Here is a 13,544-nt window from a genome sequence, read left to right as displayed (position 1 = left end):
CATATGTCTGTAATAATCATCATTATTTTAGGGTTATCATACTTACGGGTAATGGCATATAAAATGGCAGAGCTGAAATTCTTTGTAACCTAAAATAACGTGTAACGAGCAGTTTATATAAAGGTATGCCTTCGTTATATCGTCCGGAAATTCAAGTTAAACAAAGGTCTTTACTACTTTTAAAATATATTTGAATTAAAAATACTGAGTCATTTCACCCTAAAAAAACAGTACGGTGAATCTTATCGCTCTCGGGGAAGTAGTATAAGTAGGAGTCAAAACTTAAAAGTTTTGACTCTTTTTTTATACACCTGTAAAATCAATGATTAAGAGGTGTCATAACTTATGTTCATAAATGAGGTGCTTATTTGAAATATGGATATGCTAGAGTGTCCACTAAAGGACAAGATTTACAGGCACAAGTAAATAAATTGATGGAAGAAAATTGTGATGAAATATTTGAAGAGAAATTCACTGCAACAAGTAGTGATCGACCTGAATTTCAAACGTTATTAAACCAAATAGAATCAGGAGATACTTTGGTTGTAACAAAGTTAGATCGTTTTGCTCGTTCAGCCAATGACGCAACTTCGATTATTGAAGATCTATTTAATCGAGGTGTCAGGGTTCATGTCTTGAATATGGGAATAGTAGAAGATACACCAACAGGAAGGCTGATTTTTAATATCATGGTATCTTTTGCACAATTTGAGCGAGATATGATTGTCGAAAGGACACAGGAAGGTAAAGCAATTGCAAAGGAAAGAGGTGATTTTAGAGAAGGGAGGCCAAGAAAGTATGGAAAACAACAAATCAAACATGCCTTGAAATTATTAGAAGATGGAAATAGTTATAAGAAAGTTGTTGAAATGACTGGAATCTCTAAGAGCACACTAATTCGAGCTAGAAAACATAAAGAGTATTAATGAAATTATTACACTGGATTCTTAACCTTTAATTTGAGAATGGACAATGTCCATCTCTATTTCTTTTCTAATATTTGATTGACCTTTGCTGTTGCTGATTCTAAAAATATTATTACTTCTTCAATTTCTAGGTTGAAATGCTCTGCTGCTTTTTCGGCAGGTTTTCAAACACTGTGTAAAATGCATATACCCTTCAAAATTTCTAGATAATCTAGCAATTTCACTTCTACTTCTTCAACAAATTTCAATATTTCTCTCTCTAGACTAGTTAAATAGTTTATAGCGTCATTTATTCCTTCTCATAACTGAGCTCTTTTGATAAGTCTATTATTCTGTTCAATTCTAAGTTTTTCATATCCATAGGTTTAAACCCCTATAATATGTCTAATAGCCGGTCTTCTGCTATGAAAATACTCAGACATAGTGCTTCTATAAATATAGTTTATTTATATACTGTTCCCCTAAATACCTATAAACTAAATTCTTTACACTTAATAATATATATAATCTTATGCCAAAGTCTATACTTTTATATATATACATTTATTTCTGAAAAATCATATTTAGAGCTCGTTTGTATTTATATAAATTATTCCTTCTCTTTGGAAGAAAAAGTATGACGTTTGTTTGATTGTTGGGAAATATTGAAGGACTTTCTTATATTTTGTCGAATACTCTATTCAGGAGGGATAAGGTTATGGTATTAAAAGAGAGTGAAGAAGAGATTACAAATACAGATAAATGGTTAAAGAGCATTGAAAAAGACTTGAGTATTCCTAAAAAAAGGCTTTTTCCATTTTCTAAAGATTTACATATTGCATTGGAGAAACTTGATAATTTAAAGCTTACAACATATGATATGAAAATATTAAAGAAGAGGCTTGAAATAAAATTAGAGTCAAGGTTAAACAGTAATACTTATTATACTGTTCTAATGTCACTTATTGTAGCGGTAACTCTTGCTTTGGTAAACTTTGGCAATGCTTCAGTATGGTTGTACTCATTAACTGTACCTTATGCTATATACGCATTTTTACGAATGTGGCAATGTAGTAACTATAAAGTGCTAATAAAAGCGTTAGAGTTCCATAATGATAAGAAGTGGTATTAATTACAAGTAAAAGTTCCTATAATTATTTATATTAGTATCTCTAGTTATAATTGATTATGTTAACTCTTAATAATGTTTAAGTAGCAGTATTATAAAAGTAAGGAGGGCGGTGATATGGGATTAAAAGTTGTCACTAGGATAAAGTTACCATATATTATTAGAATGAAAGAAAGTAAAGAAATTACCTCTCGATTAAGCCCTACGGAGCATTTCTCAAAATTTGAAATTACTTTTTATCCAAACTGTCAAGATTATGAACCATATAATGCAGATTATCCAAATAATAATTGTTTATTTATTGATGTTGAAGCAGTAACGGAAATTTTTTCATTTGAGGATTATAATCACAAAGTAATAAACCATATTTCTATCTATGAGTTGCCAGACGATGATAGAAAATTGATTTTTGGATTACTGAGAGAAAGACTAAATACATATTTAGAAGCTCTTAATATTAAAACAAAAATGTTTTGGGTAGAAGGTTTGTCGATGAACCCTTTAAGTAAAAATATAGGTATCAAAAGTCAGTTTATTTTTTTACATCCTAATCAATCAATGAATACTAGTTTTCGGGCTTGGTATGAATATTGGGATAATTACCAAACAGAACTGGAGACAGGAAGTAAACAAATCACCCCTATAGATGGTTCGATTGTTGATGAATGCGATAACTTAGTTATTGTTGGATCACCTTGGATGGAATTTGTTAATAAAGCTAAAGTAGCTTTATTTGAAAGTGAATTTAATGACTTTATAATTTATAGCTCAATTGCTGCTGAAGCGTTCATAAAACAGCTTACAGAACCTAAAATATATGGTATGGAAAAAGATATTGTATTAGAAAAGTTAATGGTGGCAGGTAATAATAAAGTTATTAATTCTTATTACAATATTATTCTTAAGTATCTAACTGGGCATAGTTTATATGAAATCGACCCCAAGCTTTATAATAGTTTGCATTCGATCTATAAATTCCGGAACGCCCTCATGCATACTGGTAATATTGATTACAATACTTTAAGAAAAGTAGGGTATGAAGGGCGTGAAGAATTGACTTTTGATGTGTGTAAAGTTCTGTTAGAAAATCTTCAAGCTACAATTAAAACAGTTGGAAGGTTGTTCTCCCAAAATATTAAGTGAATAGATTGAAATAAAACAAAGGAGGTGTCCAAAAGTGATTGAAAGTTACTTTTAGAACACCTCCTTTAATTTATTTCATATTGTCCCAGTTTAAAAACTTAATTAAATGTAAATAATTTTAAAAACATTTAATTAGGAGATGGATCTTGAATGTCGAATGAAACGTTAAAGGTACAAGACCTGGATTTTACGGAAGAAGCTTTACGTATTTTACCTGTGGTGATGAAGAGCTATCGTAAAAATAATAACATGATTAATATGAGAGATAAGAAGGAAATATTACTAAAGGTGAATCATATGGTAAAAGCGATTGATAAACATGCTGACTATGATCAAGAATTGCTAGAGAAAAGGTTGGAATATGATATGTCCATCTTTATTGATGACAAAGAACGAGTTATTCAAGGTAAGTCATCAAAAAAGAAAAAACCTTGGTTGAATGAAGAGATATCAAATATCAAGTGGCATTTTTGGGAGAGATATGAAACGTATCTAGAACAAGTAAAAAAAATGCCATCCCTTGTTATATCCTCTCTCGACAGTAGTACAAATCGTGTTTTGGATATGATGGGTAACCCAAAAGGGGAAGATTTCAAGGATGTTTTCGGGGTGGTGTCTGGAAAAGTTCAAGTTGGAAAAACGACTCATTATACAGGATTAGTTTGTAAATCTGTAGATGCAGGTGCAAAGTTAGTAATCGTTCTAGGTGGACATGATGAAGGACTTCGAACACAGACACAAAAAAGAATTGATGAAGGCTTCTTAGGGGAATATGTTCTAGAAGAGCAATATAGTGACCAAGGAAGTATTTGTGTTTTAGGTGATACATACAACTTGCCAACTGTTCATTCATTGACAGGGAAGGAGTACCAAGAAGATTTCAACAGAATATTGTCAGATACCAATATTAAAGTTGGTGGCGATACTATTTTACTTGTAGTAAAAAAGAATGATTCTATCTTAAAAAATGTGTTGTCATGGCTGAAGCGCAATGCAAAAACTGATTCAGAAACAGGTCAATTATATATTGATGATGTGCCAGCGGTTATTTTAGATGATGAATGCGACTTTTATACAGCAAATACTGGGAAGAATAACGAAGTAAAAGCTATTAATGGAAATGTGCGTAAAATTATGAAATTATTTCGGAAAAACGCGTATATAGGTTATACTGCTACCCCTTATGCCAATGTATTTGCTAAGAAAGAGACTGATGAACAAAACTTGGAAGAATTCGGTTTGAGTCTCTTTCCCAAAGATTTTATTGTTAACATGCCAACACCCACCAATTATTATGGTCCTTCTAAAATCTTCGGGTTAGAAAGTGATGATGAATTGGGGTTAGAGCATAAAGACTCTCTTCCAATTATAAGGAGGGTTACTGATACCGAAGACATTATTCCATCCCCTCATAAAATAAACTTAGAGATAAATGAACTTCCAAATAGCTTGCGAGAAGCTATCCAAATGTTTATATTGGTGTGTTGTGTTCGGAAGGCTAGGAAGCAAGAGAAAAGTCATAATTCTATGCTTGTGCATGTTTCTCGATTTAAAGATGTGCAATGTGATGTGGCAGACTTGATTGATGATGAATTGCGAAACATTAAGAATGCACTCAAAGATCAAGATGACCCTATATATGAAATTTTTAAGGAATTGTACTTCTCGGATATTGTAAATACAACGAAAGAAACCGTAGAAATGGTTCGGGACAAAAAAATCACTGGCACCAGTTGGTATGATGTGAAAGAAATGTTGTTAGAAGAGGTTCAAATTATTGAAGTGAGGACAGTTAATTCAAAAAGACGTGAATATTTAAATTATGATGATTACAGTGAAAACGGATTAAATGTAATTGCTGTAGGAGGAGACTTGTTATCGCGTGGATTGACTTTAGAAGGGCTGTCGATTTCTTATTTATTAAGAGGCACAAGTGCAGGAGACACGCTTGTACAAATGGGGCGCTTTTTTGGATATAAAGATGGGTTTATCGATTTATGTCGTTTATATACAACTGAAGATTTAGTCAATGCATACATTCATATGGCGAAGATTGAAGAAGAAATGAAACAAGAATTTGCCATAATGAATGCGAGAGGCAAAACTCCTCAAGAATACGGGCTAAAGGTAAGAACCCACCCTGAAGGCCTTCATGTCACATCTCCAAACAAAAAAAGAAATAGCACCGAATTAACCGTTAACTTTAGTGGGAAATTGGCTGCTCATACTTTTATGTATAAAAATAAGGAAATAATCGCCAATAACTATATGATGTTCGAAAAATGGATTGACTCGTTAGGAGCACCTGATAGTAAGAGAACTCTTCAGTGGGGAGGGATTTCAGCAGATAAAGTAGTGGAATTGATTATGAGTTTTATAAACCATCCTTATTCTGTAAATACTCATCCGGAAGCATTAAGCTCATATATTGAACAACAAGTCAATTTGGGTAGGTTAACAAATTGGACCGTGCAAATAATGAGTTCATCACAGAAGAAAATCAAAATAAAATTAGGGGGGGAAGGTGTAACTAAATATAGAGTATTTCATAATATTGCAGGTCACAAAGTTGGTATGGTTATACGAAAAGATGCTAGCCCAACTAACCCCACGTATTTTCAGATTGAGAAAGCCCATTTAATTTCGAAACGCCATGAATCGATGGATATGGAGGTGTACTATCCAGAGCATTATACTCAAGCATTGAATGAATATCGTGAACATATGCGTGAAAATAAAAATTCAGATCCAACAAAAATTTATTATCCAGCTGGTCCTTTTGTTCGATACAACCGACCAGATAAAGCAGGGTTCCTTATGATTTATATTATCGACCCTGCCTATGTTGTACCAGGAGAGTGTAAACCAATTGTTTCTTATGCAATTAGTTTCCCAGAAACAGAAACGGCGGAATCTGTAAAATATTTAGCGAATGATACCTATCTTGCAAATCTATATGATGAAAAGTAAAGGAAGGTGCTTTTAATGCTTGAGCCACCAAAGAATTTATGGTTAGAGATGGAATCAGAAATAGCAAGATCTAAAAAGAAAGATGGAGTAGTTGAACGATTACAGGTTTGGGCAGGAGAAGTTTGTATGTACATTGGGCTTCATGCTAATACACGTAAAAGAATGTTAACTGTGTCAATCCCTGTTCAAATGGCTCCAAACCCACACGATATTCCTGAAACTAAAGGATATAATGTAGAGCTATATAAATCCATTAGGGGAGATAGTTACATCGATATTACTTTAACCGTAACGAAAAAAGAATATATGGAATTCTTTGAAACGTTAACGATGGATTTGATTCGAAGGATGGATAAAATTACTGATGAAGTGATTGCTGTTAGAACTTTTATCAAACGGCTGACAAAGTGGCAGCAGTTTTTAGCACGGAAAGTTAGCTTAAAGTTAACGGAGGAGCAACAACGTGGACTATTGGCTGAATTATATCTCATAAAATTAAAAGTAAATGCAGGGATTGACAAGGCGTTAGTTATCAATGGGTGGATTGGTCCAGAAGGTGCAAATCGAGACTTCTCTTACAATCGTCTAGAGGTAGAAGTGAAAACCTCATTATATCGAGCAAATGAAAAGGTGAAAATAGCCAATGAGTTTCAACTTGATGAAAATAGACTAAATCATCTGTATATGTATCACTTATCGTTAGAAAAGACACCAAACTGTGGAGTGACCTTGCCTTCATTAGTGAATGAAGTGAAGGATCTATTTCAAACGGACCCATTCATATATCAGAGATTCAATGATAAGTTAGACGAGTGGAACTATGATGATCTACATGACTTGTCTTATGATACCTCTTATGAAATTAGAAAGGAATCGGTTTTCGAAGTGAAAGGGAGGTTTCCAAGAATTTTACCAAGCGAAATGAGGCAGGGAGTTTCAGGTGTTTCATACAGTATTAATTTAGTGGATTGTGAAGATTACCTAGTTAATAAGAATGAAATGCTTGTAAATATAACTTAGTTAGTGGTTTTTGATATGAATGAGGAATTATCCTGCTATTCTAGTGGTCTTTATAAAATAGAGTGTGTTGTTGATTGAGTTAGAAGAATCCTTGCATCTATTCCTAAAAGTTTGTAATTGACTTAATTGGGGTTATAGGTTGTTTAAGTCAAAGGTTGCAACCTTTATTATTCCTGACATTAAGAGAGTTGTAATAAGTACCTGGTAAAAACTTAAATGACACTACTTATTGTTTTGTACTATTTTTGCACCTTTTTGCTTAAGTATGTTGTCATATCAGCATTTTATGCGTGAAGAATGTTTGCTTCGAGGACGTTTAATATTTTTTGTGATAAATGTAATAATAGCTGATTAACCTCAGCCCCTTTTATAAATAAAGGGGCTGAGGTATTTTTGTGTTGGTTGGTAATCGTTTGGAGAAGGTAGTTTTTTATTTTTATTCGCACTATTTACATTTAAAAGGTGATTTAGTGGATTTGCTATTCTTTATACCATTTGTCCTTATAATAGCTATAATTGTTTTTTATATAGCTTAAATTAAAAACCAAAAGAAAATAAGTGAGCAAATATTTGATTTAGCTAACAACACATTAGAAATAACGCATGATGAATTTTGGGTAATGAGAAATAAAAGTTTTGGTGGAAGTGGAAAACCATTGTATTCAAACAATTATAATTTTGCAGGAGTTTATATTTTATATAATAAGTCTAAAGACGTTTATTATGTAGGACAAGGGAAGCAAGTATTGAATAGAGTAAACAGTCATTTCACTGGAAGAGGAAATGGTGATGTGTATGCAGATTTCAAATACGGAGATCATTGGGTAATTAAAATGATTGCACTTGAAAATAGTGGTTTTAACACTTTAAATGAATTGAAGAGGTATGCCATTGAAGCCTATGAGTCTTACAAAAAAGGCTATAATAAAACTAGAGGGAACAATTAAACTCTATTATGCGAGTGTAAACAAAAAAGTTAGTTTTATATATAATTTAGAAGAAACGTAGATAACCTAAAAAATGGCTAAGTTAATTTTAAAACTTTCATTTTATATTGTGAAGGAGGATTATGTGAGTTATCTTAAACCTTTAGCTACTAAAGTGGTAACAAAACATATTAATATTTGGGATCCAATGCAACTAATTGAAATGGGAGCTCCACCTGATGAATATGAAGAAGAGGTTGAAAAGGTAGTCAATACGATCTTGGAGAATGAAGATGAAATTCAATTAGCAGAGAGTATTGTTGAAAGTTTCAAGTATACATTTGGTAGAGAATTAGATTTTAATAAAACCTTAATTATTGCAAAAAATATCTGGAAGGAACTATACGAATAATTAATGGTACTGTGCTATAGTCACAAGCTCTGTATAAGGAGGTTTTGTGGCTATTTTATTTTTCGATTAAAATTCATTATAACTTTCCTCTATGTATAAATGTTGTAGTAGATAGAATAAACAGTTTCAACTTCTATTATTATTTCTGCTACAGGGTAGAGTTACTGAATTGCCTGAAAAAGGAGGTGCTCGTCTGTTGGAAAATAACAATAAAGTAGTATTAGGTTGTCGCTCTTGCAAAGATTTATATGAAATTACAAATGGTTTTATAGAAATGCCGAGTTATCTCATGTTATTGACAGCGTATGATAGAGATGCCCTTGACGATCTATTTAAAAATAATCACTCTTGTCCGTTTGTAGGCAGACGCTTTATATCACTCCTGTGTTATATCAAATGTTTACTGAATTTGTTCATAAACCTTATCAAATTGAATTCCAAGAGTTAAATGTTTGCATTTTTAATAAACATTATGAAGCTCAATTAAATTTAACGAAAAAGGAGTTTACGATACACAAAGCGCGAAGTAAAGGTAATCAAGCCTATGAAAAATATTTGCCCTTAGAAAGTGAACTAAGCTTTTTATACGATGCGACTGAGGAATTTGATACTATGAATTGGATTATAAGTATTGATTCCCTATGATAATATTTAACTTTGTTAATTATAGACAATTGTCGCCAAAAATTCACAAAATATTCATTTTTATTAGTACTTATGATATATTGTATTCAAATTCATACTAAGATTTAAATGGGGAGATAAACTTGAAAAGTATAACTAGAACATTGGTTTTATTTATAGGATTATTACTTGTAGCCTTTCCAACAAATACTTTTGCAGACGAAGAAGAATATGAAACAACGTGTGAAATGACAATTGATGGTAATAGTCACGATTTTAATAATCAAGCAGATGCGACAGACCCTTGTGATACAGTATGGGGCTATTATCAAGAAAGTGAGGATCAATTTTACATTAATGGTTCTCTAACTTACCCAGTAGAATACAACGGTCAAGAGTTTGAAAACGTTCCTGTACCCAGACAACCTAATCCAACATTAACGGTATATATCATAGAACCTGATAATTCATCTGAGGAACAAAACGAACAAAACGAACAAGAGGAAAGCGAAAAGGAAGAAGAAACAGACACTTCTAATGATAATGAGTCTGAAAATACAGACAAGGAATCAAGTGAATCAGAAGGCTCGAACGAAGAATCTGATAACAACTCTAATAATACAGATGACAGCTCGACTTCTGATAAAGAAACAGATGATAGTTCTACAACCAATGAAGAGAGCAATACATCTGATGAACAAAACGATACATCAAGTTCAAACGGAAATGATGATACATCAAACGAACACTCTGAAACTACTGAGGAAGAAAATAATCAAACACCGCAGAATGAAACAAATGAACAGGAAGAAAAGGACGAAGAAGAAAACCTTTGTGATATGGAAAATTTAAAACAGATTCATGAATTTGAGGTTGAAAAGGAAAAAGAAAGTTATTTTGTTCAATTGGACGAAGAAAAGTGTGAATTAACAAAAGAAGAAGCAAAAGAGTTAGGGTATGAATCTAAGAAACTAAAAGAATTAATCCAAGAACGTAATTCGTTAGAATCAATAGACTTTAAAAGCATTATTAAAGCTATTAAACTTGTAAATTAATTTATTATTTCAAATATGGTTTTAGTTAAGAACTGATAAGATTGAAGGGTTCTTAATTAAAAGCCCCGCCATGACTGGTTTGAAGTGCAATTAAGATAATTAAGAATCACCTTACATATGTCTAGAATAGTTTGAAATCGAGTATACTCCCCACATAATTTTGTTGTTTTTGGATTGAAAGGCCTGAAAGGATGGTAGGTGGAGGAAAAAAGTAGGAAATATTGTCGTAGTCGATTGAGCGAAGACTTTGGAAATCTATATTTACTTAAATTCTACATCACATCCATAAATGTTTGAGTCAAGGATATGAAATGATGGGATAGTTGGAAGCAGAGGGGGGACAACTGTTCCACATTTATATATTGATTAGGGATTGATAGAATTTTAATAATTACAATGAAAACTTTAGGTAAGCACAAAAAGTTTAAGTGTAGAAAAGAGGAAAAAGATGATATTTGATGCGATCACTGAATTTGCGGAAGATTTAGGGAAATGGTTGGCGATATTAATTTTAGGAATTTTTTTAGCGTTCTTCATTCACAACATATATTCAGAAACCGTTCTTAAGGGGAGCATGATGAAATAAGTTTTAATAATAGAGTGTACTTAGATGGAGATATCTCATTAGGTGATCTACAGTGGGAAGCACATACTCCTCCTCATGAGACCGATTTTCAGAAGGGTATTGAGGTACATGACTCTAACATGGAAGTTTACGATGATATAATTTGGATGGATATCAACCCTCGTTCGATACAGGAAGTGCTAGATGGGTATAATAATGGGCCTTTTATGGATGACGAATCGGACATTGAGATAATTGAAAATATGAATTATGTTGCTGTGAAAAGTAATGTTGATCGTGGGCAGTTGTCTGATTATGATAAATTTGCTGGGACATTATCTATAATGCCTTATAAGGATTATTATGAAAATTCTTGGAAGGAAATTAATTCTAGTATAATTTTCACCTTCATAAACGATGAAGGTGAAGAGTTGTATGAATATAACCTAGATACTGATAATTCGCCAACAGAAATAGAGTTTGAATTAGAAGAAAGTGAATCCATGACAGTAATAGCACGTACTGACTTGTCAGAAAGAATAGTTGCAGGTATTCTAAATCCTGTACTGATAAAAGAATAAGGTTTTCTTCCTATTAAATTTCCGAGATGATAGATGAAATACTGTATTTAATTAAATGACGATTATGAACAGAAACACTGTAGAGTGAGCGTCATAACACAACTGGGATCTTCTTGATTGATTTCATCATTAAGTAAGCATATGAGACACTTGATGACGCGTACTATGACATTCACTTACTTAAACTGTAACTGGTTAAGGAAGATTATGGTCCAATAGGAGTCTGCTCTATGTTTATGAGGTGTCATCGAAATTGAACTTCACGGTTACTGAAGAAAATACTGATAAGAGGTGGCTAACTGAATGAAAGGTACCCAGGTGATAAAGCAGCATTATGTATCAAAATTCATTCTAAAAAATTTTGCTAATCATAAGGAACAAGTATTTGAATCTTTAATCGGAGAAAGTAAGGTATACCAAACTAATATAAATCAATCTATGTGCAAGAAATTAACTTACGAACACTCAGAATTAGAGCAAAATAGTTTAGAAACAACTTTCTCTGAAATTGAGGGTAGTATTGCGCCAAAGTTTAAGTTGTTAATTCAGTTGCTGGACAGTGAAGAAAGTGAAATAGTAGAAATTAAAAAAATAGTTCTTGATATTATATATGAAGTGATTATTTTTTATTATCGTAGCGGTGCGGTATTGCATGAAATGTCCTTCCAAAAAGAAAATAAGGATCAGCAACTAATGAATTTGCTTAGGCATATTTCAAATTCGGAATATATTTACTCCTTAAGTAAAACTATTGTTGATAACTACAACTTTGCGATAATTAGAAGTGCTAACAACGAGTTCTTATTAAGTGATCAGTATATTTCAACAGCTTCCTTGAATGTTAAAACTAGATTTGCAAATATCTCCAATAGACATATCGGGTTAAAGAATGTCATTATTTTGATTCCCCTTTCCAGTAAATACTATATTGTTTTTTTCGATGGAAGTGTACCAAATGATATACAAAAAGAACGAATAAATAATATATCGACTGATACATTATTTTTGTTAAACAGAGCGATCATTAATAATAGTTATCATAAAAGTGTTGCCCAAGTTGAAAATGTTTTGAAAGAAAGGCTAGCAGATTTTAAATACCATTCTCCCGCTAAAACAATTTTATCCTATGCGTCGGGACTACATAAAAGTTTTACATTAAAAAAAGAAGTGTTTTTATATGATGACGATGAAAAAGCGTATGAGTTATTTGCTAATTTAGAGTATCAAAAATTTATGTATGTTGGACGAAATGATACTTGCCCATGTGGAAGTGATTTAAAGTTTAAGAAGTGTTGCTTATCCGTGTATGAAAAAGTGGATAAAATAAAAAACGACATGCAAATGCAGGTAAACCCAACTACTTATATGATTAATTCGAAATATGTTGCAGAAAAAAGTATTGATGAATTAATAAGCTTTGAAGAGCCAGAACTACTAAAGCAGGTTAAAGAAGCTACTACTAAAACAGAATAATTTGTGTGTTGTAGTGCTTTTACAGGCAATAATAAGAATGTATTTCTAGTTAATATAATATTAAAGTAATTGAAATTATCAAGTTTACTAAAAGGGTGGGGAGGGTTCTAATGAAATTATTGATACAATATTTATCGGCAGAAAAGCAGGAAGAACTAGATAATGCTGAAATAGCATTCCAAGAAGCAATAACTATAGAAGAAGCTAATCGACTCTATAATCAGTATCACTCTATTATGGACAATGCAAAAAGGGCTAGCTCGCATTGTGTAAATGATAATTTAACAAAAGATGAAAAAAAGGTAATTCAAGAATATGAAGTATCAATGCATAGAGCCTGGACTAAAAAAGGTGTCGATAAATATTACATTAAAATCATGAGTATTTTGGAAGATGCGAAGAATCGTTGACACTTATCAAAGGGGTGATTTGTGCTTTTGGTGATGATTACTTATTATTTATTAATAATTTAATTAAGAACTAAATAGAGTGAAGAAATCTTAATTAAAACTCCCGCCATAACTGGTTTAAAGTGTATGTAAGATAATTATCTTACATACGTTTAGAAGTATTTGAGCGAATACAACTTAATATATAATTTTGTTTCTAATATATGAGCTTTATCTAAATATGATATCTAAATCACGAAACAATCGGAAGTAAGAAAAAAGTAAGAAAGGCTCATAAAAAGTACGGAATTGAAGGGTGTAATGTTACATCTATTAAATGAATGAGTACTGT

General features: G+C 32.0%; 11 protein-coding genes. All 11 read left to right on the top strand.

Annotation, left to right across the window (positions count from 1 at the left end; genetic code table 11):
• The first annotated feature begins 368 nt into the window (after positions 1-368).
• The 11 genes from AHA02nite_RS12500 (at position 369) to AHA02nite_RS12445 (ending at position 13,213) form a co-directional block, all read left to right on the top strand.
• Entirely contained in the window at positions 369-926 is a 558-nt protein-coding gene (locus AHA02nite_RS12500; protein WP_146817798.1) for a recombinase family protein, read from the top strand.
• Between the two features lie 697 nt (positions 927-1,623).
• Positions 1,624-2,037 carry a hypothetical protein gene (locus AHA02nite_RS12495; RefSeq protein WP_146817795.1) on the top strand — a complete coding sequence of 138 codons (414 nt, stop codon included), beginning with the start codon at positions 1,624-1,626 and terminating at the stop codon, positions 2,035-2,037.
• A gap of 114 nt (positions 2,038-2,151) precedes the next feature.
• Positions 2,152-3,177, top strand: coding sequence for a hypothetical protein (locus tag AHA02nite_RS12490; RefSeq protein WP_146817793.1), 1,026 nt, complete (start codon positions 2,152-2,154; stop codon positions 3,175-3,177).
• Between the two features lie 150 nt (positions 3,178-3,327).
• Entirely contained in the window at positions 3,328-6,147 is a 2,820-nt protein-coding gene (locus AHA02nite_RS12485; RefSeq protein ID WP_146817791.1) for a Z1 domain-containing protein, read from the top strand.
• 15 nt (positions 6,148-6,162) lie between these two features.
• Entirely contained in the window at positions 6,163-7,167 is a 1,005-nt protein-coding gene (locus AHA02nite_RS12480) for a PD-(D/E)XK motif protein (protein ID WP_146817788.1), read from the top strand.
• A 620-nt stretch (positions 7,168-7,787) separates the two neighbouring features.
• Positions 7,788-8,114: a GIY-YIG nuclease family protein gene (locus AHA02nite_RS12475; RefSeq protein ID WP_246118863.1), complete on the top strand. Its 327-nt coding sequence runs from the start codon at positions 7,788-7,790 to the stop codon at positions 8,112-8,114.
• Positions 8,115-8,238: 124 nt separating this feature from the next.
• Entirely contained in the window at positions 8,239-8,505 is a 267-nt protein-coding gene (locus AHA02nite_RS12470; RefSeq protein ID WP_170236101.1) for a DUF1871 family protein, read from the top strand.
• A gap of 767 nt (positions 8,506-9,272) precedes the next feature.
• On the top strand, positions 9,273-10,184 hold the full coding sequence (locus AHA02nite_RS12460) for a hypothetical protein (protein WP_218025426.1): 912 nt from the start codon (positions 9,273-9,275) through the stop codon (positions 10,182-10,184).
• A 705-nt stretch (positions 10,185-10,889) separates the two neighbouring features.
• Complete coding sequence (locus AHA02nite_RS12455) at positions 10,890-11,330, top strand: hypothetical protein (RefSeq protein WP_146817779.1); 441 nt, start codon at positions 10,890-10,892, stop codon at positions 11,328-11,330.
• Positions 11,331-11,633: 303 nt separating this feature from the next.
• Positions 11,634-12,803, top strand: a complete 1,170-nt coding sequence (locus tag AHA02nite_RS12450) for a DUF4238 domain-containing protein (RefSeq protein WP_146817778.1) — start codon at positions 11,634-11,636, stop codon at positions 12,801-12,803.
• A gap of 110 nt (positions 12,804-12,913) precedes the next feature.
• Positions 12,914-13,213 (top strand): hypothetical protein, encoded by a 300-nt coding sequence (locus tag AHA02nite_RS12445; RefSeq protein WP_146817775.1) that lies wholly within the window; start codon positions 12,914-12,916, stop codon positions 13,211-13,213.
• Positions 13,214-13,544: the final 331 nt, after the last annotated feature.

This window comes from Alkalibacillus haloalkaliphilus, assembly GCF_007991275.1.
GTDB lineage: Bacteria > Bacillota > Bacilli > Bacillales > Alkalibacillaceae > Alkalibacillus > Alkalibacillus haloalkaliphilus.
This window is presented reverse-complemented; position numbering and strand designations above follow the sequence as displayed.